We start from the raw sequence: 23122 nt of genomic DNA, 5'->3' as shown, positions 1-23122 counted from the left end.
ACAGGTTTTTAAAACTTGCCGGGTTTGCCAATCTAATTCAATTTAAACTAGCAACGCTGCTTTATTTTCGATATCATTATCAGTCAATAATGATTTTATATTATTAAAAGTGACCAAAGCAATCTGAGTTAAAGCTTCGTTGGTAAAAAATGCCTGATGTGCCGTTACCAAAACATTAGGAAAACTCATTAAACGCTGAATCGCATCATCCTGAATAATATCTGCTGATAAATCTCTAAAGAACAATTTTTCTTCCTGTTCGTAAACATCGATTCCAAGGTAACCTATTTTTCCTTCTTTCAGACCTTCGATAACGCAGGATGTTTCTATCAGTCCGCCACGGCTGGTATTGATAATCATAATGTGTTCTTTCATTAAATCAATAGACTTTTTATTGATTACATGCTTCGTCTGATCATTTAATGGGCAATGCAGCGAAATGATATCACTTGTTTTAAAAATGGCTTCTAAACCTACAAAAGAAACGCCGTCTTTGATCATTTCTTCATTTTCGACAATATCATACGCCAATACTTTACAGCCAAAACCTAAAGCAATTTTAGCAAAAGCTTTCCCGATATTTCCGGTTCCGATAATTCCGATTGTTTTTCCGAACAAATCAAAACCCAATAGACCATTTAAGGCGAAATTTTGTTCACGTACGCGATTGTAGGCTTTGTGTGTTTTCCGGTTTAAGGTTAAAATCATCGCCATCGCATGTTCTGCAACTGCCTGTGGAGAATAAGCCGGAACACGGCAGACTTTTATATTGTATTTTTTTGCAGCTTCCAGGTCGACGTTGTTAAAACCGGCACAACGCAAGGCGATAATTTTTACATTTTTTTCTGCCAGTTGCCTGATTACTGATTCGTTGACAATATCATTTACAAAAACACAGACAATTTCAGTATTTTCGATTAGAGTAACTGTCTGCGGATTCAGTTGCGTTTCAAAATAATCCAACTCGTAACTAAATTCGTCATTGTACTTATCAAAGAAAATTTTATCATACGGCTGCGTGGAGAAAAAAGCAATCTTTTTTTTATTGTAAATAGAATTTAAACTCATAAATTATTGTTTTAAAATTTTGATTAACTATCTACCGTTGCATGTAATTAGTTTTTGATGATAATTTTTCGTCAGTTCGAGTGATGCCTATTTTTCATTGGGATTGTATCGAGAACAGAAAATTATCATTAAAAACGGTTCTCGATACATTTTTTGTTTCGTTTCTCTACACAAAAAAAACTCGAACTGACGTTTTTAATAATTATACCCAACGGAAACTATCTGTCATTTTTTAAAATTCCCTTTAGGCAAATAATACAGCCAGCTAAAACCTATCAAAAACAATATTAAAGAAGCGATAAATGCCGGGATAAGAATTTCTTTATTATTTTCTAAAGCATTATTTAGTGACGCATACAGTAACCAAATCTGAATACTTACATTAAGGATTAATATAAAAATTAATGATGAAAGAATTGCATTCAGTTTGTTTGGATTAGATTGATTCTGACTTCTTCTAAAATTACTCATACTGTTTTATTTTAATGATTTACCTTAATTCTTCTTGCTTTGCCGCCTTTACATAAACAGCATCTCCTTTAAAAAAAACATCTAACTTGGGCAAAGCTCTGGGCGGAGGACCTGCAAGAACATCACCTGTTTTGGCATCAAAAGAACCTTCATGACATGGACAATGGATAATTCCGGTTCCAGGTTTGTAAAAAACAGAGCAGGAAAGATGGGTACATTTCTGTTCATACGCCTTAAAATCACCATTTTCCAGATGAATTAATATGTACGGAATTGTACTGCCATCAATTACAAAAGCTCTTGTTCCTCCCACCGGAACTTCCCCTTTTTTACACACGAAATGCTCTCCTTCTACTTCTTCTTTTGGATAAATGTAAGCCTTGGCAGCTACTAAACCGCTGCCTACCATTAATCCACCGGAAACCAATGTCAGGAATTTTGCGAAATCACGTCTGCTTACGCTGGTCGCCTGTTGTTTTTCAATAGGAAAGTCTTTTTTCCAGTTTTTATTTAAATTATCTTCTTTTGACATTTTTTATGGTGTGAAAAGTTTTTGTTTCAGTTTTTAGAAGCCATCTGTAAACTAAAATCTGCCTTCTATTCTCTTTTATTCTATACTCTTAATACTTAATTCTAATCACTTAATAAATAATTAGCTCAGTACTTCCTTTAGGCATCATAATATTAACCTTGGTATTGACTGTTTCGTTTCCGAATATAAAACTGTTTACCGGAGTACTGTTAGGACGCATTTCGTGAATTTGATCTCTTGTGCCAAAAAACAAAGCCCCGCTTGGACAAACCGTTGCGCACATTGGTTTTTTACCCACACTGGTTCTGTCATAACACATGGTACACTTCATCATCAAATCGTAATTCTCCTCTTTTTTGGGTACACCAAAAGGACAAGCCATTACACAATTCGAACAGCCGATACATCTTTCTGTATTGGCCGTATGAACGATTCCGAATTCATCTTTGGATATGGCATCGGCCGGACAAACATTTGCACATACCGGATCATCGCAGTGCATACACACCTGAACGGTTGTCTGTACTGTAGAAGCTCTATCTACATAATTCACATGTATCATTGATTCCTGACCATTAGTTTCGCATTCGGCGCAGGCCATTTCACAGGCTTTACAACCAATACAGCGCTGCATGTCTACAAAAAATTCTTCGTTAGTATTAAAATTGGTATAATTCATTTGATTCTTTTTTTATAGATTAAACACTGGCATAGGCTTTTGATTCACTTGAAGGAGGAGCGATTTCATTAAGCGGTTCTAAATGGCAGGCACAGACTTTAAATTCGGGTATTTTAGAAATAGGATCCAATGTTCCCGGCGTTAATTGATTGGCTGATTTTTTTCCGGACCAGTGGTACGGAATAAATACAGTATCTTCTCTGATGGTTTCCACAATATTGGCAGGAAAAATTCCTTCTCCCCTTCTTGTTGAAACGCGGACTAATTCTCTTTGCTGAATTCCATATTGTTTAGCCATATTAGGATGAATTTCTAACAAAGGCTCCGGAAACTGATCTACTAATTTTCCGATTCTACGGGTTTGTGTTCCGCTTAAATATTGTGAAACCACTCGTCCTGTTGTTAAAATTACCGGATAATCTTCATCAGTTACTTCGCCCGGAAGTCTATAAGGAGCAGGATTAAAATGTGCTTTCCCATCGGGTGTTTTGAACTTTCTGTCTTCCCACAAACGCGGTGTTCCGGGATGTCCTATTGTGGGACAAGGCCAAAAAACGCCCATTTCATCTTCAACTCTTTGATAAGTAATTCCGTAATAATCGGCAGTTCCTCCTTTAGAAGCGACACGCAATTCATTAAAAATCGCCTCGCTGCTTTCATAGGTAAATTTGTCTTTAACGCCCAATCGTTTGGCGATTTCCAAAATAATAGAAGTATCTGTTCTCGCATCACCCGGAGGCGTAACGGCCTGACGGATACGAATAACCCTTCCTTCGGCAGAAGTGGTAGTTCCTTCCTCTTCTTCCTGCAAAGAACCTGCTAAAACAATATCGGCATGGCGGGCTGTTTCGTTCAGGAAAAAATCGATACAAACATAAAATTCTAATTTTTCCAGTGCTTCACGAACATAATTGCTGTTAGGTAAAGAAACCAATGGATTGAAACAAATAGACAACAAACCTTTGATTTCTCCTCTGTGAATGGCTTCGATGATCTCATAAGCAGACAAACCTTTTCCGGGTAGATCTTTCTCGTTGATTCCCCAAACTTCTGATATGTATTTTCGGTGTTCCGGATTTTCTATATCCCTGTTTCCTGGCAATTGATCACATTTATGACCGTGTTCTCTTCCTCCTTGTCCGTTTCCTTGTCCTGTAATGGTTGCGTATCCGCAGTAGGGTTTACCAATTCTTCCTGTTGCCAAAACTAAATTGATACAACCCAAAACGTTATCTACTCCTTTTGAATGGTGTTCGATGCCACGGGCATGAAGCAGAAAACTGGTATTGGCTTTTCCCCACAACTCTGCTGCCTGCTGAATTTTTTCTTTTTTTATTCCGGTAACTTCTTCTGCCCATTCCAATGTATTGTCTTTTACAGCATCCAAAGTTTCCTGAAATCCCGAAGTATGATTATCAATAAAATCATGATCCAGCATATCATGGTCTGCCAAATATTTCAGCATAGCTCCATACAAAGCCGAATCAGTCCCAGGACGCACATCCAAATGAATATCTGCTGTTCTTGCCAACGGAATCATTCTTGGATCAATTACAATCAGTTTTGCACCTCTGTCCCTTGCTTTCCAAATCCAGTGTGTCAGGGTTGGAAACGTTTCGCTAACATTGGCTCCGGCCACAATAATTACCTCAGCATATTCCAAATCCGAATAATTATTAGAACCTCTGTCCAGTCCAAATGCTTTTTTGTTTCCCGCACCGGCACTTACCATACACAAACGTCCGTTGTAATCTAAGTTTTTTGTTTTTAATGCTACCCTCGCAAATTTTCCTACCAAATAACTTTTTTCATTGGTTAAAGAAACTCCCGAAAGCATCGAAAAAGCATCATTGCCATATTTTTCCTGAATACGTTTAATTTCTGAAACCGTTTTGTCCATAGCCTCATCCCACGAGGTTGGTACAAATCCTTGTCCTTCTACTCTTTTCAACGGACTTAAAAGCCGGTCGGGATGATTATTTTGCAAATAACGCTGAACTCCTTTTGGACACAATCTACCCTCGTTGAAAGGAAATTCCATCCAGGGTTCAAAACCAACTACTTTATTATCTTTTACAGATAACTGAATACCACATTGCATACCGCAAAAACAGCAATGGGTTTTAACCAATTCATCCGGTTCGTCTCTTCCTTCGTACCCTTCTTTTGGACTATAATTTTTATGAGGTCCAAAATGAGCGATGATATTTTCTTCTGAAACAGGTAATTTTGCCATGTTTTCTATATTTTTTCTTTACAAATTATCCAAATAAATTTCCTCCAGCCTGTCTTGCTTTTAAGTGGGCCTGAGCCAATCGGGATCTTTTCCCTTCCGGACTTAAATCAAGGTGTGAAGTACCGTCTTCATAAGTAAAATCGAAACCTAACTCTTTAGTCACTATTTTGAGATCGTCAATATGCAGTTTTGTCGTAAACTCTTCACCTGTATGTGGACAAACTGCCATTCCTTTTTTCATCCCCTGCTTCTTATATATATGTGCACCAATTTGTGCAGGACGCTGAATGATGTGAAAAAACTTTCCGAACGGAATCCAAATCAAAAACATAATTACGGTAACAGCATGGAGTACTGCTAAAAAGTCGAAAGCAAAACCTTTCATAAACTGATAAGAGTAAGTCAGTCCTAACCCGGTAACCGAAATTGCTATTAATAAAATAAGCGGTAACAGATCGCCTTCAAAAGTCTGGGTAGCAATTAATCCCGGATTCGTCAATCTTCTTCTTAAATAATATAAAGAACCAAAAATAACGAGGTAAGAAGACCAGTTTAACGCATGAAATGTTAAAAATGCCATGATAGAATCCAGCCTAAAATCCATCACTTTGAAACCAAAAAAATGAGCTTCGTAAACCGAAATACTATTTGGAGCCATTGTAAAATGAATCCAGCCAAAAGTCAATGGAATAGTGATTAAAAAAGCAGATGTACATCCTATTGCAATCATAAAATGCGCCATCCAGCGGTATTTTCCTCTTGGATAAATAAACTTTTGAAACGCAATATTTTCAACCGTTTCTTTGGTAGCAAACCAAAAATGTGAAAACACTTTTCCTGTTACCAAATACGTAATTCCTCTCTTGAAATATATCCATGTTGGAGGTCTTTGCAGCCATACAGTATAGCGATACACAATACCAAAAAAAGCAAATACGGTTCCAAAGAGGTAGGTAATTAATGCAGCATCAAAATTTTGCAATTTCCTTGATCCGTAAAACACCAATACAATCATAAATATTGAGAGTAATGTTGCAATGAGCAATGCTTTTGTATTAAAAGTTCTATTTTTCATTTTAACTTATATTAAATACACACTTAATATTATTTATACTTTTCAATCTATTTTTAAAATTAAAAAGAAAGGTTTTCTTTGGCAGTAAAATTAAATCAAATAAAAACTAAGTAAAAATACCTACGTAAGTTTTCATACACAATAATGCTTAAAAATGTTATAATGTAAGTAATTTTCACTATTCCAAATCAAAAAGCAACACAATTGCTCGAACTTCTACTTATTAGAAAATACGCAGTTTATTCTTTTCGGTCTATATCCTGTGCAAATTCAGGTAATTTTTCCCTTGTCATTTTTACAATTACACGGTGCATCCAAATCAGACAAACTATTGATAATGCAAAAATAAAGAGCCATGAACTTGTCCAAAAACCAGTAAATGAAAGCAGGTATCCAAATACTATTGGCCCTATAAATCCTCCTAAACCGCCGATCATTCCTACCATTCCTCCTATGACACCTACCTGAGTAGGAAAATATTCAGGAATATGTTTATAAACTGCCGCTGAACCAATTCCCCAGCAGGCACCTATTAAGATAACCAAAACCAAATACACCCACATATTAGCTTCAAAATGAATTTGAGTAATTCCTTCTGCAATTAGTTCTTTTTTCTGAACTTTTTGATTTTCGGCAACCACTATTTCCTGCCAGGTAGTTTTAGACGGAAAAAAATCACTGTGTACTGCCTTAGCATCTTTTTGAACGATTGGGTACTCTTTTTCACCGATAACTACTTTTGATGGAGACACCTGTGTTACCGTTCCTTCATTTCCTGCCAATAATCCACTTCCTGAAGTAGTGATATCCATTTTAGGAAATAGCAATAAAAAACTTAAAACTACTGAACAGCTCAGTACCCAATACATTACTTTTCGGGCACCAAATTTATCCGACAGAAATCCTCCAAAAGCACGAATTACACCTGCCGGCAAACTAAAACAAGTAGTAAACAAACCACCTAAAATTAAACTGGTATGATAGACATTCATAAAATTAGGCAGCAGCCATTGGGAGAATGATACAAAAGAACCAAACAATAAAAAATAATAGGTTCCAAAACGCCATACACGCACCTGTTTAAGCGGTTGCAAAAGTTCTGCTACTGATTTTGGTTTAGCTTCTATTTTTTTTGTTTTGGAAAAAAGAATAAAAACAATCCCCATAATTAACAAAGCAGAAGCATAAATCACCGGCAGGTACTTCCAGCCATTTACCGGATCTGATTCTGAAAAATATTTTAGAAGACTTGGCGCTATAAAAGGAGTAATTGAAGCACCAGCTGTTCCCATTCCGAAAATACCAAGAGCACGTCCCTGCCATTCTTTTGGATACCAAAGCGAGGTGTACGCTACTCCAACAGCAAAACTGGTACCCACCATTCCGAATAAAAAACTCAGCAAAGCAAACATCCAGAAATTAGCAGCAAAAGGAAGTAAAAACAAAGGAATTGAAGCTAAAATAAGTAAACCAGAATATACTATGCGCCCTCCAAATTTATCGGTTAGAATTCCCATTGGCAATCGCATCAATGAACCTGTAAGTACGGGGATCCCTAAGAGCCAGCCTATCTGAACAACATCCCAGTCAAAAATTTTCTGGTCTGTCAAAAAAGTCACCAATACCCCGTTTAAAGTCCAACAGGCAAAACAAACTGCAAAGGCAAGAGTATTTAAAAATAGTATTCTGTGTGATTGTGATAAATTACTCATAAATTTTTAAAATTTAATCTTATTATAAAGATAATCAGTTCTTCTATAGCAAAATATGATATAAGTCATTTTTATTCTATCATTGTAAAATTCAGATTCATTTTAGATAAGAAAAATCCAACGAATTGAATGGTTTTATTGTTTTAAAGTTAATATCCGGGGGTTAAAAGAAACCATTACCCAAGCCCAATTATTGGTATTGGAGGCGTCTGTGCTATTTTTTATTCTTTCTAAAGTTTTGGAAGCAAACATTTGAGAGTATCCTGCCGAAACTACAATGTCTTTTTGAATTGTATACCCTAATGTAAAATCGAGTTCTGTTCCTAAATAACTATCCATTTTTTTATTAGAAGCATCTAAAACCCTGTTTGGAGCATTGAAAACATGTGGAACTAAATTAAACTGCCATTTTTTAACAAAATAATTCAATTTGAGATAGGCATCCTGTAATCCTACACTATTTTGGTGATTTCCCACATAAAAATAATCCATGAGACCATTAAAAGCATGATTGGTTCCAAAAACAGGGCTGAATGATTTGATAACAGGATCGGTATCATCCTGATCTTTTCCCGATAGGAATTCATATCCCAAAGAAGCTTTAAAAGCAGCTGTAAAAATGTAACCAAAATTTGCTCCGGCATACCAGGCACTGACTTTTTTATCGCTACTTTTACCTGTTTGTCCGTACAAACCCAAATCAATATCCCATTTGTTATTTTTAAAAGTTAAGTAAGTTCCAAAAGTCTGCTTATAATCAACTTCTAAATTGTTTGGCGTTTTTTCAAATTCATAACCTGTATTCAATACTAAAAAGCTGGTATTTATTTTATCAAATGCCGTATGATACCAGACATATTGCATGGATTTATAATTAGTAGTGTACGGAGTTTTTGGTTCTAATAAATTTTCGGCATTGGCATTTAAAACAACACCTAAATCGAGCTGATGATTTTTAGGATGAAAAGAAAACACAGCAGCATCATGACTTTCTGCTTGCTGTGCCCAGTCAATTTCTCCAAAAATACGCTGATTATCATACGAAATTACCTGGCGTCCCAGTCGCGCCGTCCAATTCGGACTAAATTCATACTGCCCCCAGGCCTCAAAAACAGCAATTCCATTTTTATCAGCCGTAGAAGTTGTTGTCACATCACCCCAGGTACGGATGTTTTGTAAAGTCAGTTTCAATTTTATTTTTTCCTGCTTGAAATTGAAATTCAGCCGTGAACGCTGCGAAACAAATGAAGCCGCATTTTCTCCATTTACCATCGGACTTTTATATCCGTTTCGGTATTCGTAACGAGGCCTGAATTGCAAATTAGCATCCAGTTCCTGAGCATAACTTCCAAGGTTTACCATTAGAATTAAAATTAAACCTACCGATTTTAGCGTTTTCATCTTAATTTAGTTTGTGAGCTTCCTCCGTTATTTTAGCAATGGTCGAATCTGAATTTACTCCTAATCCTTCCTGTTGATAAACCAGTTCTCCATCAGTATTAAAAACGCTTATGATATTTGAATGAGAAAAATCCATAGGAGATATTTTTTTATAATTGACCGCCAAAACTGCTGCGAACTCCCTCGTATTTTCTTCTGTTGAACGCAAAAAAAGCCATTGGTCGCTTTCCATTTTATTTTCAACAGAAAAATCTTTTAAACGCTTTGGCGTATCCGTTTCGGGATCAATGCTTACCAGAACCAGTTTGACATTCTTCTTGACATTTTCCGACAGGCGCGATTCAATATTTCGCATATCAGCTACCAAACGCGGACAGGCAGATTTGCACGAAGTGTAAATCATGACCATAACCAGTACGTTCCCTTTCAGGTCTTTCAATTCTATATCCTGATTGTTTTGCGTCGTCCATTTTGAAGGAAGATTATAAATTGACAAGTCAGATATCGGTTTTTCTTTTACAGCTGATTTTTCTTTTTGTTTACAAGATTGAAGTGCTAATATCATTGTAAAAATTCCTGTAAAAAGAAAAATTAAACCTCTATTACTTATTTTTTGATATTGTGTTTTTGATTTCATTGTCTTGTTTTTTTAGTGGTATTTACTACAGTTTTTTCGTCCTGGGCACAGCGAAATCCAAGGTTTCTTGTCGTATATCTGGCTTTTAAACTTCCGCGAAAAGCATAGCGCATAAAAGCAGCATAATTCATCAAATCGGTTGCATTAAATGATCCGCTTCCGCAAAAGAGATTCTTATCGGTATCTTTATCTTTTCTGGATTCACCCGAAAGAAAAATACTGTTGAAGTCTGCAGTCCATTCCCAGACCAATCCATGCATGTCATAAACTCCCCAGTAATTTTTGAAGGTTTTCCCAATCGGATTTGCATACGTATTCGGTTTTTCATACCAGGACATGATGTATTTATTAAATTCTTCTTTGGTCCGGGCATCAATTCGTTTTTCATCGGCCATACCCACAAACTCCCATTCATCCATTGTTGGCAGTCTTTTTCCCTGACATTCGCAATATTTTTTGGCAGCAAACCACGAAACATTAGTTACGGGAGCATTACTCAAATTATTTTTTCCGTAATTAAAATCACTTTCCCATTGAGACAGATAACTCTTATCTGCAAAAACACCTTTAATTTTAGAACGGCTGTAGTCAGGATATTTTTTTAAAAAAGCTAAATATTGCGCATTTGTAACCGGATATACGTCCAATTTGAATGACGCAACTCTGACAGGCTTTTTATTTACAGCGCCATAGAGGGGAACAAAAGTCCCCCCACTTACAGCCACTGCCTTAACCTCCTGAGCACTAATCGTATTCAGAAATAATAAAAAGAGAATTATTGCTGTTTTTTGCGTAAACATTGTTGTTGTTTTTAATGTACTACCGAATTCTACAATCCGGAAATTAATGCTCTGCTGTTACTTTTGGTACTGGTTTTGCCCTTACTGTTTTTACTTTTGCCGGAGTAATTACAGTTTTATTATTTCCCCAGCTGTTATACACATAAGTTAAAACATCAGCAACTTCCTCATCGCTCAAATGCTGGCTGGTCATAACGTTATTAAATTTTTTACCGTTTACCGTAATTTCTCCGCTCAATCCATGTAATACGGCACTAATTGCTCTGTCCGGATTTGCATTTAAGAAATCTGATTTGGCTAATGGTGGAAAAGCGTTTGGAATACCTTGTCCGCTTGGCTGATGGCAGGCAAAGCAGGTTCTTCCGTAGAGTTCTTTTCCTGATTTTATCTGTTCTGGAACAGTTTTAGCTACAACACTTTTAGCAGCACCTTTTTCTTTAGGCATATTTTGGATAGTTCCCCCTTCAGGCAGATAAATCCCTTCCTGCGTAGTTCCGGAGTGTACTTTTTTATTCTCTTCTCCTTCCACTTTCAGCATTCCGAGAGCTCCTTTGTTGAACGCCCTGAAAATGGAATGATCTACCAAAATAAAAGTTCCGGGAACCTCCACTTTAAATTCGACTATTGCAGAACCTCCTGCAGGAATCAGGGTGGTTTGTACATTCTCGTTAATCATATCTCCTCCTTCTATATGTACTTTATCGAAAATTTCACCGATAACATGGAATGACGAAACAAGATTTGGCCCACCGTTACCCATAAAAATACGTACCGTTTCTCCCACTTTTGCCGTGATTGATTTATCTCCTGTTACAGCGCCAACTTTTCCGTTAAACACCACATAATCGGGTTCTTCTTTGATGGCTTTGTTCATATCAAAGGGCTGGTTTCCGGGCTCTCCGTAGCTGCCCTTTGTATAAAAATCACCCTGCATGATGTAATATTCTTTGTCTACCGGCGGTAATCCTCCTTCGGGTTCTACCAAAATCAAACCGTACATTCCGTTGGCAATGTGCATTCCTACAGGCGCTGTAGCACAGTGATACACATATAACCCGGGATTGATTGTTTTGAATTTAAAGACTTTTTCATGTCCCGGTGCTACCAATGAAGAAGTTGCCCCGCCACCCGGTCCGGTTACAGCATGCAAATCAATATTGTGTGGCATTTTATTATCCGGATGGTTTTTTAAATGAAATTCGACTTCATCGCCCACTCTGGTTCTAATAAAACTCCCCGGAACAGAACCACCAAAAGTCCAATAGGTATATTTTACTCCGTCTACCATTTCGCCTTCTTCTTCTTTAATTTCCATATTGACGATCAAATTCGTCGCTGCGCGGTCTCCAACCGGTTTAGGAACAAATGGCGGTGCAGTAAGTTCTGCTTCTTTTTTACCATTTACTTCAATACTCTGATAATACTGAGCATCTTTTTTTTCATTTTTGGTACAGGAAAACATACCAAAAATCAATGCAAAAGCGACAGCAGTCCTTATGCTTTGCTTCTTTAATTGTAGTTTAGGTTTCATAATTGTCTTGGTGTTAATTCTATCGCCTTTTAATAATAAAAGACTTTTTTATCTTTTATTTAATTACAACAAAATAATACTATTAAAAAAAAGTAAAACATGATAAAAATCATTCCACCTTCTTTTTTAAAATCATAAAATTACATTCCCAAAAAAACGTATTACAATTCACGATAAACATCATGAAAACAATACAATAATTAAAGATAAAAACATCTTTAATAAAATTATAATTGCTTTTGAATACTAAAAAACGAACCAAAAAAATCGAACTCTCATGGAAAAATATGTTATCAAAAGAAACGGACAATACAAACCTTTTGAATCTTTTAAAATCAAGGATGCTATCGAAAAAAGCTTTCTGAGCGTTTCCATACCAACTGATCAGTCTGTTTTTACAAAGGTTATCGGGGCTCTGCAAACCAAAGAAACCTGGGCTGTTGAAGAAATTCAGGACTTAATTGAAAAGATTCTTTTCGAAAAAAGGTATTTTGACGTGATGCGTTCGTTTATGTTGTTCCGTCATACCCGTAAAATGCAGCGAGAGCATGTTCATGGCCTAAATCAGGACACCACTTATGTAGACAGTACCCAAACTATCGAAGAATATATAGAGCAAACCGACTGGCGCATCAATGCCAATGCCAATACCTCCTACTCCAACGCAGGTCTTGTGAACAACGTAGCCGGTAAAATCATCGCCAATTACTGGCTGGATAAAGTTTACAGTAAAGAAGAAGGTTATGCACACCGTAACGGCGACATTCATATTCATGATTTAGATTGCCTGACAGGATATTGCGCCGGCTGGAGCTTACGTGCCTTATTAAACGAAGGTTTTAATAGGGTTCGCGGACGTGTAGAAAGCAAGGCGCCATCGCATTTCAGGGAGGCTCTGGGACAAATGGCTAATTTTCTCGGAATTTTACAAAGTGAATGGGCCGGTGCTCAGGCTTTTAGTTCTTTCGATACCTATCTGGCTCCGTATGTTTTTAAGGATGATTTGTCTTTTGATGAGGTACTGAAAGCTGTACGAAGTTTTGTTTATAACCTCAATGTTCCCGCACGCTGGGGACAGTCGCCTTTTACGAATATTACGCTGGACTGGGTGGTTCCCGAAGACTTGAAAACGCAGATTCCAACGAAGAATGATTTGCATTTTTTTGAAGGAAACTTTAGTCATGGTCTTTTGGTTCGGGCTCAGGAAAGAGGCGTTGCAAAACTAACTGATTTGCGTTACGAGCATTTTCAAACTGAAATGAACCTCATCAACAAAGCCTATTATACGGTGATGACGGAAGGTGATGCCAATGGTCAGCCCTTCACTTTTCCTATTCCAACAGTGAATATCACCGAAGAATTTGACTGGAATGGCGAAAATACCGACTTGCTTTTCGAAAATACAGCCAAAATTGGTTCTTCTTATTTTCAGAATTTTATTGGAAGCCAGTATATTTTGGATGAAGAAGGAAACAAAACTGAAAATCCAAATGCCTATAAACCCAACGCTGTACGCAGTATGTGCTGTCGTTTGCAACTGGATTTACGCGAATTGTTAAAACGCGGCAACGGTCTTTTTGGAAGTGCCGAAATGACCGGAAGTATTGGTGTTGTTACTCTAAATATGGCTCGTTTGGGGTATTTGTTTAAAGGTGATAAAACGCAGTTATTTAAAGAATTAGATCAGTTATTATACATTTCTAAATCGACTCTGGAGAAAAAAAGAGTCTTTGTTCAGGAGATGTATGATCGTGGTTTGTATCCCTACACAAAACGTTATTTACAGCATTTTAGAAATCATTTTTCTACGATTGGCGTAAACGGAATGAACGAATTGATTGTAAACTTCACAGAGCATCAGGATACGATAACTTCTGCATCCGGAATTGCGTTTGCTTCCGAAATTTTAGATCATATCCGAAACCGAATGAAGGAATTTCAGGAAGAGACCGGAAACCTCTACAATCTCGAAGCCACGCCAGCCGAAGGTACAACCTATCGTTTTGCAAAAGAAGACAAGAAACGATTTACCGACATTTATCAGGCAGGACAGGAGGAAAATATCTATTACACCAACAGTTCTCAAATTCCGGTAGACCACACCGAAGATCCTTTTGAGGCCTTGTTTTTACAGGATGAACTGCAATGCAAATACACCGGAGGAACCGTTCTGCATTTATACATGAGCGAAAAAATAAGTTCTCCCGAAGCCTGCAAGCAATTTGTAAAAAAGGTTTTATCGAATTTTAAACTGCCTTATATCACCGTTACACCTGTCTTTAGTGTGTGTCCTGTACACGGCTATCTGAACGGAGAGCATGAATATTGCCCCAAATGCGATGAGAATATTATTGCCGAAGAAGCAAAATTAGTTCAGCATCTATAAAATTAACAACAAACTATAAACAATCATGAAAACAGTCACAGCAATTTTAGAAGAAAAACAGCATTTAAGAACCAAATGTCTGGTGTACACCAGAGTAATGGGGTATCACCGTCCCGTAGAGAGTTTTAACATTGGTAAAAAAGGAGAACATCAACAACGCACTCATTTCAATGAAGGAAAATACAAGTAATCCAATTTACAGCGTAACCCCATTTACTTTATTGGATTATGCGCATAAATCAGCCTGCATTCTGTGGTTTGCAGGCTGTAATATGCGTTGTTTGTATTGCTACAATCCTGAAATTGTACAGGGCAAAGGAACTATTTCATTTTCTAAAGTGATTTCTTTTCTTCATACCCGAAAAAATTTGCTTGATGCCGTTGTTTTTAGCGGAGGCGAATGTCTTTTGCATAAAAACATTTTAGAACTCATTATAGAAATAAAAAAAATGGGGTTCCATATTAAAATCGATACCAACGGCTCAAGGCCAAATGTCATTAAAACACTGATTAAAAACCGGCTGATTGATTATGTAGCTTTGGATTTTAAAGCCTTACCGGAAAATTTTAAACGCATAACCCAGTCAGAACTTTTCGATAAGTTTGAGACCTCTTTGCATTTATTACTCGAAAGCAAAGTTCCGTTTGAAGTTCGTACCACCGTGCATTCTGAACTGATTCCCGAAAAAGACATTCTGCAAATGATTGCTTATTTAGAAAGCAAAAATTACAGCGGCAATTATTACCTACAGCATTTTGTAAACGGCATACCAACCTTAAAACCGTTAGGTCATTCGTATCAAAAATTAGACAGTCAGAAACTTTCCTCTGCCAGAATAAAAGTTTGTTTAAGAGGATAATTTGTAAAACATAAAACTATGAATCACCATTTTCTTTTAATCATTCATCTCTTGTGCGCAGCCATTTGGGTTGGCGGGCATATACTGCTTTGTGTGGCCTATCTGCCTAAAGCACTAAAAGAAAAAGACCCGGACATTATTCTGAATTACGAAAAAAAATACGAACCTGTAGGCATGACTTCTTTGTTTTTGCTGGTCATAACAGGCATTTTGATGGCTTATAAATATGGCGTAACTATAGATTATTGGTTTCAGTTTGCCACTCCAATCGAAAGAGTAGTTTCTTCAAAATTAGTTTTATTGTTCCTGACTGCTGGGTTTGCATTAAGCGCTCAATTTCGGGTTTTGCCCAAACTGAAAACCAATCCGGATACATTACCCGAAATGGCTTTTCATATCGTATCGGTTACGACAATCGGTATTGTAATGCTGATTTTTGGATCCTTCATCAGGTTTGGAGGTTTCTGATTATTAGAAAAAAAATCTTTAAAAAAAATGAATACAATCGAAATACAAAATTTAAAAGAGCAGATTATAAAACTAAAAAAGGAAAAAAATGCGGTTCTTTTAGCACATTATTATCAGCAGACCGAAATTCAGGAAATTGCAGATTATGTTGGCGACAGCTTAGGATTATCTCAGGAAGCTGCAAAAGCCGATGCCGATATTATTCTTTTTGCCGGAGTACATTTTATGGCCGAAACCGCCAAAATTTTAAATCCTTCCAAAAAAGTGATTCTTCCGGATGCAAACGCCGGATGTTCATTGGCGGAGTCGTGTCCTCCTGATTTATTTAAAAATTTTATCGATCAGCATCCCGACCATCTTGTGATTACGTACGTGAATTGCTCTGCAGAAGTAAAAGCCCTGACAGATATTGTAGTCACTTCTGCCAATGCCGTAAAAATAGTAGAATCTGTTCCAAAAGACAGACCGATAATTTTTGCCCCCGATAAAAATCTGGGAAAATATGTGATGAGCAAAACAGGAAGAGAGATGATATTGTGGGATGGTTCCTGTGTGGTTCATGAAGCTTTTTCATTGGATAAATTACTTGAATTGTATAAAGAAAATCCGGATGCCAAAATCATTGCCCATCCCGAATCTGAAACTCATATTTTAGCTGTTGCCAGTTATATCGGCTCTACTTCCGGAATGATTGATTATGTAAAAACGGACTCAGCAAATAAATTTATTGTCGCTACAGAATTTGGAATTTCACATAAAATGCAAGAAGAAGTTCCTGAAAAAATATTGATTCCTGCCCCTGCAAAAGAAGACAATACCTGCGCCTGCAGCGAATGCGGTTACATGAAAATGAATACCCTCCAAAAAGTGTACGACTGCTTAGTGAATGAAAGCCCTGAAGTTACCGTACCCGAAGATATTATCAAAAAAGCATTAATTCCGATTGAAAGAATGCTTGAATTATCAAAATAATGACAAATACCAATTACTTAATTATTGGTTCAGGCGTTGCCGGACTAACACTTGCGCTTCGATTGGCAGAACAATTTCCGAACAAAAACATCACCATCGTTACCAAATCCAATGCTGACGAATCGAACACCAAATATGCTCAGGGTGGTATTGCCATTGTGATTGACAAAAACGAAGATTCGTATCAAAAACATATCAGCGATACACTTATTTGCGGAGACGGATTATGTAATGAAGCCGTCGTAAAAATGGTCATTACCGAAGGCCCAAAACGATTAAAAGAACTGATCGAATGGGGTGCCAAATTTGATAAAAATCCCGACGGAAATCTGAATTTAGGCAAAGAAGGCGGTCATTCTGAAAATCGCGTGGTGCATCATAAAGACCAGACGGGTTACGAAATTGAACGGGCTATTTTGAAGCAGGTGTATCACAAAGACAATATCACTGTGCTCGACCATCATTTTGCAGTCAATTTGATTACTGAAGAAAACTGCTGTCTCGGAATTACTGCTTTAGATGAAAAAACAAAACTCTTGCAGACTTACAAATCAGACGTTACAATATTGGCCACCGGCGGAATCGGTCATCTTTACGGGCATACGACCAATCCTGTAATCGCAACGGGTGACGGAATTGCCATGGCGTATCGTTCGGGTGCAAAAATTAAGGAAATGGAATTTATACAATTTCATCCTACCGCTTTTTATGACACATCCACCGAATCTAAATTTTTGATTTCTGAGGCGGTTCGGGGTTTCGGTGCTTATCTGCGTACTAAGCGAGGTTATCGTTTTATGATCGATTATGATTCAAGGCAGGAATTAGCTTCCAGGGATATTGTATCGCAAAGTATTGATTTAGAACTAAAAAAATCCGGCGACGATTATGTGCTTTTAGATTGCACTCATCTTGATACAGAAGCTTTTAAAAAGCATTTCCCAATGATTTACAAGCACTGTTTAACATCCGGAATTGACATTGCAAAAGACTGGATTCCGGTGGTTCCTGCGCAGCATTATCTTTGTGGGGGAATTGTGGTGGATACTAATGGAAAAACATCTGTAACCAATTTATTTGCCTGTGGCGAATGTTCTCAGACAGGTCTGCATGGTGCAAATCGATTAGCCTCGAATTCATTATTGGAAGCTTTAGTGTATTCCGGCAGAATTTATGAGTATTTAGCCCATCCAGATGTAGAAATAAAAACAGCTGACTATAAAATTTCAGAAAAAGAAAAAACAGATCAGCCTGAAATTGATTCTGAGTCTCTCGCTGAATTAAAAACCAAACTTCAGTATTTAATGAGACAAAATGCAGGAATTGTAAGAGTCGACAATGATTTACAAAATGCTAAAGAACAGCTTTTAAGCTGGAAGAAAGAAATGGATCAGATAGAAAAAACACATCTAGTTAGTGTGTCTTTTTACGAATTGTTAAACATGATTACTATTGGAAGTTTAATTGTATCACAATCTATTGAACGACATGAAAACAGAGGTGGGTTTGTTAAACTTAAAAGGTCTTCTTTTGTTTAAAAAATATTTATTGTAGCCGTTGTAAGTGTCAGGCTAAGTCAGTTCGGCTTTGCTCAGGATAAACTTAGCCGAAGCCCTTCCGAATTCATAAGCCTTCGACTCCGCTCAGGACGACATTAATTATTGTAAAGGATGTTCTACTTTCAATTTTTACATTTTTGATTGATTTTTTTAGTCAATTTCACTTAACGAGTTTTATTATATTCTTTCCAATTAATAAATATCCCAATCAAAAAAGCAACCTGAATCAATTTCGAATAAATAAAACAACAAAATTGTGTTAAATAATTAAACCTTTTACACAATCCATTGTCTTATAGCTGTAAATCAATTAAAAAAAACAAATCATGAAAAAATTATTTATCGCAGCTTTATTATTCGTTGGAATAACAAGTTTTGCCCAGGATGGAGAAATGGATGCTAATCAGAGACCACCTCGTGAACAAAGAGAAAGATTAACTCCTGAACAGCGAAATGAAAAACAACTGAAAAAATTAACTGCTGATTTGACATTAGATGCAAAACAACAGGAACAGGTAAAACAACTTTTGGCAGAAAGAAACACTAAATCTGAAAAATTAAGAGAGACCCGAAAAGAGCAAAGAGAAAAAGGTACAAAACTAACGGATGCTCAGAAAGAAACTTTCAAAAAAGAAATGACTGCAGAAGTAGAAGCAAATGATGCCAAAATGAAAGGGATTTTAACTGCCGACCAATACATCAAATGGAAAAAAAACCAGGAGGAAAACAAAGATAAGGCAAGGGATAAAATGAGAGAAAGAAGAAACGATAATGACTAATTTTATAATAAAAAAGAGGCTTTTTAGAAGCCTCTTTTTGTTATTAGAAAGTTTTTGAAACTTTATCAATTGCATTAATGGTAAAATCTAAATCCTCATACGTTAACGCATCCGTAATAAACCAGGTTTCGTATGCCGATGGCGCAATGTAAACGCCTTCCTGCAATAATCCGTGGAAGAATTTCTTAAAGGTTTCATTATCACCTTTAGCAGCCGTTTGAAAGTCGGTAACAGGATCTGCATCAAAATGTACCGAAATCATAGAACCAACTCTATTGATTGTAAACACAACATTATTTGCTTTTAAAACCCTGTCGATTCCTGCTTCCAAATAAGCTGTTTTTTCTTCTAATCGGGTAAAAATTTCAGGATCATTATTTAAAGATTGCAGCATCGCTAATCCGGCAGCCATTGCCAGCGGATTTCCTGATAATGTTCCTGCCTGATAAACCGGGCCAAGGGGTGCTAAATGATTCATGATTTCTTCACGGGCAGCAAAAGCTCCAACCGGAAGTCCTCCTCCAATTACTTTTCCGAAAGTTACAATATCAGCATCAATACCGTATAATTCCTGAACTCCACCTTTTGCTAAACGAAAACCTGTCATAACCTCATCAAAAATCAGTAAAATTCCGTTTGCCGTACACAATTCTCTTAGCCCTTCTAAAAAACCTTTTGCAGGCGGAATACACCCCATATTTCCTGCAACTGCTTCAATAATAATGGCTGCGATTTCGCCTTTATTCGCTTCAACCAATGTTTTTACGTTTTCTAAATCATTGTATTTTGCCAATAAAGTATCTTTTGCAGTTCCTTCTGTAACTCCCGGACTGTTTGGTGAGCCAAAAGTTACCGCTCCACTTCCGGCCTGAATCAAAAAGGAATCTGAATGTCCGTGGTAACAGCCTGCAAATTTGATGATTTTATCTCTTTTTGTAAACCCACGAGCCAGACGAATCGCACTCATACAAGCTTCTGTACCTGAATTTACAAAACGAATTTTATCAATATTCGGAACCATTGAAACGGCTAAAGCTGCTATTTGTGTTTCCAGTTCTGTTGGCATTCCAAATGAAGTTCCCAGTTTTGCTTTTTCGATTACCGCATTCACAACCGGCTGATAGGCATGACCTAAAACCATTGGTCCCCACGAGTTGATATAATCGATTAATTTATTTCCGTCTTCATCAAATAAATAAGCCCCTTTGGCACTTTTTACAAAAATCGGGGTTCCTCCAACTGCTTTAAATGCCCTTACCGGCGAATTTACGCCTCCAGGAATTACTTTTTCTGCTTCAGCAAAAAGCTGACTACTTCTTTTATATATCATTATAATTTTAGATTATTAGATCTTAGACTTCTTAGATTTTTTCTAATTAACAATTGTTAATTATCAATTGTTAATTAATTATTTCACTTTCAGTTTTTGCCCTATCGAAAGCGCATTATCCATCAGGTTATTTTTTTGTTTTAATTCGTCAACCAGGATGTTGAATTTTTTTGAAATCGAATACAAAGTATCTCCTTTTTGGACTTCGTACAAATTCGGATCGTTTGAGTTTGAAACTGAACCCGAAGAAGAGCTTCTTACCGGTGCCGATTTATTAATTGCTGTATAGGTTTTCCCCGTTACCTGACAATCGTACTGATGCAGATTATAACGTTCAATATAGCTTATTAATTTATCCGGATAATTGGGATCTGTCGCATAACCGCAAGCTCTCAATCCCTTTGACCAGGCTTTGTAGTCGTCTTTTTCGTATGTAAATAAAACAGCGTATCTGTTTTTACCAACCAAAAACAAGGCATGATCCCGGTAGGATTCTGAAGGTTCCCTGTATTTCCTGAAACATTCCTGAGCCGAATCATCATCATGGCGAACACTTTCACCAAGCCAGTCTTTATGACATTTTATTCCGAAATGATTATTTGCAGTCACAGCCAGATCTCCTTTGCCCGCACCGGATTCTAATATTCCCTGAGCGAGAATGATACTTGCAGGAATGCCATATTTCTGCATATTTCCGATGGCAATATCTTTGTACTGCAAAACATAATTATGGATTAAATCGCTGGTGACAACTGTTTTTGAAGTCGACTGAATAACTTCAGTCGTATTATTTGTAGAAGAGTATTTTTTACCAATTGGTTTAGCATCAGTTGTTCTTTTTGCCGAAGCCGTTCTTGGTTTCTGCATTGCTGCTTTTTTGGTCGTTGCAATAACCGGTTTACTCGAAGAACAGCCAGCCAAAGCTGCTATAATGAGGAGTATTATAATTTTTTTAATCATCAATTTTGAGTATTGGTATTTTTTTCTGCTTCAATTTCAAATTCATCCCTTCAATTCCCTGCAGTCCGCCGGTATGAATGAGTAAAATTTTTGAATGCGCAGGAAAATAGTTTTTACGGATTAAATCTATAACGCCAAAAACCATCTTTCCCGTATAAATTGGATCTAAGGGCACTTTATTTTCTTCAAAAAAAGCATTGATAAATTCGATTAATTCTAAATTTATCTTGCCATAACCTCCAAAATGATAGTCAGAAATTAAATTCCAGTTATCTTTTTTTGCAAAAATACGAATTTCATCGGTTAAAAAGTCACCTTTTAATGCCGGAAAACCCAAAACTTTCTGATTTTCCTTAGAACTATTTATTAATCCCGAAATGGTTCCGCCTGTTCCAACGGCACAGCAAACGTAATCAAAAGCGACATCTTCATCTGTTAAAATCTCTTCGCAGCCTTTTACAGCCAATTCGTTTGTGCCTCCTTCGGGAACTAAATAAAAATCGCCAAATTTTTCCTTTAAATTTTCTATAAAAGAATCTTCATTTTTTAAGCGATACGCTTCTCTGGAAATAAATTCAAATTGCATTCCGTTTTCCTGAGCAAATTTAAGCGTTGGATTTTCCTCGATTTTATCAAAAAGTTCATCACCGCGGATAATGCCAATTGTTTTTAATCCCTGCTCTTTTCCGGCATAAGCCACAGCCGCAATATGATTGGAAAAAGCGCCGCCAAAAGTCAATAACGTTTGTTTATTTTCGGCTTTCGCCTGAAGTAAATTGTATTTTAGTTTTCTGAATTTATTTCCTGAAACAAACGGATGAATTAAATCTTCACGTTTTATTGTCAAAGAAATATTATTGAGAAAATCAATAGAAATATGTTGGTTGAAGACTGGATTCATTTTAATTTAAAGTTCAAAGTCGAAAGTCAAAAGTGATATTCGTATCTTAATATATTTAGTGCTTAAAGCTTAAAGCCTATTGCTTGTTGCCTATTTTAATGTAATGCAGAAACTGAAAAAAAGATCGGTTTTTCAGATAATTAAAATCGGTTTCTTTTGCGTAGGCTTCTCTTTCAAGGCTAATATTTCGGTAGGCTAAAGCCGCATTTTTATATTGAATTAAACGAATTAGATATTCTAAAAAATACCAGATAAAAAACGGAATTACAAGCATTTCCAACTGCTGTCTCAAATGAATTTTTTCATGATTTAAAAAAACAGCATTTACCAGGTCTTTATAATATTTTATTAAAATAAATGGGAATACAGCCATTCCACGATATCCTTTCGGAATTAAATATTTGGCAACAATCAGAAACATTGGCTGTAAAATTTATAAATTTGTAGACACAAAATTGTTCGATTTCATTAATATCACAATCAAAACATTTGTTTTTGAGTTAAATTAATCGAAGTCTGACCCAAAAGTAGGTTTATGAAAGAGCAAAGTAATGAAAATAAATTAATCGAAGGCGAAGATTTTTATTATACGCCCGAAGGTTATAAATGCTTTACTGAAAAACACCATTTAAAACGTGGTTATTGCTGCAAAAGCGGATGCCGCCATTGTCCTTACGGTTTTGACAAACGAACCGGGGAAATTAGAAAGTGAACTAATTAATCAATTAGAGAATGTGTCAATTTGATAATTAAGCAATTAGGTAA

At 36.6% G+C, this 23122-nt stretch carries 23 protein-coding genes; 8 read left to right on the top strand and 15 right to left on the bottom strand.

Annotation, left to right across the window (positions count from 1 at the left end; translation table 11 throughout):
- Positions 1-42: 42 nt before the first annotated feature.
- The 11 genes from FLV_RS01665 to nirK all read right to left on the bottom strand — a co-directional run bounded on the left by FLV_RS01665 (position 43) and on the right by nirK (position 12142).
- Positions 43-1068 (bottom strand): 2-hydroxyacid dehydrogenase, encoded by a 1026-nt coding sequence (locus FLV_RS01665; protein WP_243230301.1) that lies wholly within the window; start codon positions 1066-1068, stop codon positions 43-45.
- A 225-nt stretch (positions 1069-1293) separates the two neighbouring features.
- On the bottom strand, positions 1294-1539 hold the full coding sequence (locus FLV_RS01660) for a DUF6755 family protein (RefSeq protein ID WP_243230300.1): 246 nt from the start codon (positions 1537-1539) through the stop codon (positions 1294-1296).
- A gap of 19 nt (positions 1540-1558) precedes the next feature.
- Positions 1559-2071, bottom strand: coding sequence for a ubiquinol-cytochrome c reductase iron-sulfur subunit (locus tag FLV_RS01655; protein WP_243230299.1), 513 nt, complete (start codon positions 2069-2071; stop codon positions 1559-1561).
- Positions 2072-2180: 109 nt separating this feature from the next.
- Positions 2181-2750, bottom strand: a complete 570-nt coding sequence (locus tag FLV_RS01650) for a 4Fe-4S dicluster domain-containing protein (RefSeq protein ID WP_243230298.1) — start codon at positions 2748-2750, stop codon at positions 2181-2183.
- A 19-nt stretch (positions 2751-2769) separates the two neighbouring features.
- The gene (locus tag FLV_RS01645) at positions 2770-4986 is read right to left on the bottom strand and encodes a molybdopterin oxidoreductase family protein (RefSeq protein WP_243230297.1); all 2217 of its coding nucleotides are present in this window, start codon (positions 4984-4986) and stop codon (positions 2770-2772) included.
- Positions 4987-5011: 25 nt separating this feature from the next.
- The gene (locus FLV_RS01640; RefSeq protein ID WP_243230296.1) at positions 5012-6061 is read right to left on the bottom strand and encodes an MFS transporter; all 1050 of its coding nucleotides are present in this window, start codon (positions 6059-6061) and stop codon (positions 5012-5014) included.
- A 239-nt stretch (positions 6062-6300) separates the two neighbouring features.
- Entirely contained in the window at positions 6301-7773 is a 1473-nt protein-coding gene (locus FLV_RS01635; protein ID WP_243230295.1) for an MFS transporter, read from the bottom strand.
- 135 nt (positions 7774-7908) lie between these two features.
- Positions 7909-9174 (bottom strand): alginate export family protein, encoded by a 1266-nt coding sequence (locus FLV_RS01630; RefSeq protein WP_243230294.1) that lies wholly within the window; start codon positions 9172-9174, stop codon positions 7909-7911.
- 1 nt (position 9175) lies between these two features.
- Entirely contained in the window at positions 9176-9739 is a 564-nt protein-coding gene (locus tag FLV_RS01625; RefSeq protein ID WP_243230523.1) for an SCO family protein, read from the bottom strand.
- 68 nt (positions 9740-9807) lie between these two features.
- Positions 9808-10611, bottom strand: a complete 804-nt coding sequence (locus tag FLV_RS01620; RefSeq protein WP_243230293.1) for a formylglycine-generating enzyme family protein — start codon at positions 10609-10611, stop codon at positions 9808-9810.
- Between the two features lie 43 nt (positions 10612-10654).
- Complete coding sequence (gene nirK / locus FLV_RS01615; protein ID WP_243230292.1) at positions 10655-12142, bottom strand: copper-containing nitrite reductase; 1488 nt, start codon at positions 12140-12142, stop codon at positions 10655-10657.
- A 277-nt stretch (positions 12143-12419) separates the two neighbouring features.
- On the opposite strand from nirK, the gene FLV_RS01610 reads away from it, so the two are divergent.
- The 7 genes from FLV_RS01610 to FLV_RS01585 all read left to right on the top strand — a co-directional run bounded on the left by FLV_RS01610 (position 12420) and on the right by FLV_RS01585 (position 19166).
- On the top strand, positions 12420-14528 hold the full coding sequence (locus tag FLV_RS01610) for a ribonucleoside triphosphate reductase (RefSeq protein WP_262916370.1): 2109 nt from the start codon (positions 12420-12422) through the stop codon (positions 14526-14528).
- A 25-nt stretch (positions 14529-14553) separates the two neighbouring features.
- Positions 14554-14718 (top strand): anaerobic ribonucleoside-triphosphate reductase, encoded by a 165-nt coding sequence (nrdD, locus tag FLV_RS19935; protein ID WP_262916369.1) that lies wholly within the window; start codon positions 14554-14556, stop codon positions 14716-14718.
- Positions 14699-15388, top strand: coding sequence for an anaerobic ribonucleoside-triphosphate reductase activating protein (locus FLV_RS01605; protein WP_243230290.1), 690 nt, complete (start codon positions 14699-14701; stop codon positions 15386-15388). Before nrdD ends, FLV_RS01605 begins: the two co-directional genes overlap by 20 nt.
- An 18-nt stretch (positions 15389-15406) precedes the next feature.
- On the top strand, positions 15407-15856 hold the full coding sequence (locus FLV_RS01600) for a CopD family protein (RefSeq protein WP_243230288.1): 450 nt from the start codon (positions 15407-15409) through the stop codon (positions 15854-15856).
- Positions 15857-15883: 27 nt separating this feature from the next.
- Positions 15884-16828 (top strand): quinolinate synthase NadA, encoded by a 945-nt coding sequence (gene nadA / locus FLV_RS01595; RefSeq protein ID WP_243230286.1) that lies wholly within the window; start codon positions 15884-15886, stop codon positions 16826-16828.
- Positions 16828-18366 (top strand): L-aspartate oxidase, encoded by a 1539-nt coding sequence (nadB, locus tag FLV_RS01590; protein ID WP_243230284.1) that lies wholly within the window; start codon positions 16828-16830, stop codon positions 18364-18366. The genes nadA and nadB overlap by 1 nt, the downstream gene beginning before the upstream one ends.
- Positions 18367-18713: 347 nt before the next feature.
- Positions 18714-19166, top strand: a complete 453-nt coding sequence (locus FLV_RS01585) for a hypothetical protein (RefSeq protein WP_243230282.1) — start codon at positions 18714-18716, stop codon at positions 19164-19166.
- A 43-nt stretch (positions 19167-19209) separates the two neighbouring features.
- Here the strand turns inward: FLV_RS01585 and hemL are convergent, their stop codons facing one another.
- The 4 genes from hemL to FLV_RS01565 all read right to left on the bottom strand — a co-directional run bounded on the left by hemL (position 19210) and on the right by FLV_RS01565 (position 22778).
- Complete coding sequence (hemL, locus tag FLV_RS01580; protein WP_243230280.1) at positions 19210-20496, bottom strand: glutamate-1-semialdehyde 2,1-aminomutase; 1287 nt, start codon at positions 20494-20496, stop codon at positions 19210-19212.
- Positions 20497-20574: 78 nt separating this feature from the next.
- Entirely contained in the window at positions 20575-21456 is an 882-nt protein-coding gene (locus FLV_RS01575) for a glucosaminidase domain-containing protein (protein WP_243230278.1), read from the bottom strand.
- Positions 21449-22357, bottom strand: coding sequence for a 1-aminocyclopropane-1-carboxylate deaminase/D-cysteine desulfhydrase (locus FLV_RS01570; RefSeq protein ID WP_243230277.1), 909 nt, complete (start codon positions 22355-22357; stop codon positions 21449-21451). Before FLV_RS01570 ends, FLV_RS01575 begins: the two co-directional genes overlap by 8 nt.
- A gap of 76 nt (positions 22358-22433) precedes the next feature.
- Positions 22434-22778, bottom strand: coding sequence for a hypothetical protein (locus FLV_RS01565; RefSeq protein ID WP_243230276.1), 345 nt, complete (start codon positions 22776-22778; stop codon positions 22434-22436).
- A 114-nt stretch (positions 22779-22892) separates the two neighbouring features.
- Between FLV_RS01565 and FLV_RS01560 the strand changes: the two genes are divergently transcribed.
- Positions 22893-23069 carry a DUF5522 domain-containing protein gene (locus tag FLV_RS01560; protein ID WP_165830187.1) on the top strand — a complete coding sequence of 59 codons (177 nt, stop codon included), beginning with the start codon at positions 22893-22895 and terminating at the stop codon, positions 23067-23069.
- The last annotated feature ends 53 nt before the right edge of the window (positions 23070-23122 follow it).

Source organism: Flavobacterium pectinovorum, from assembly GCF_022802975.1.
GTDB classification, from domain to species: Bacteria; Bacteroidota; Bacteroidia; order Flavobacteriales; family Flavobacteriaceae; genus Flavobacterium; species Flavobacterium pectinovorum_B.
Note: the sequence above shows the minus strand (reverse complement) of the source record. Positions and strands in the feature narration are given on the sequence as shown.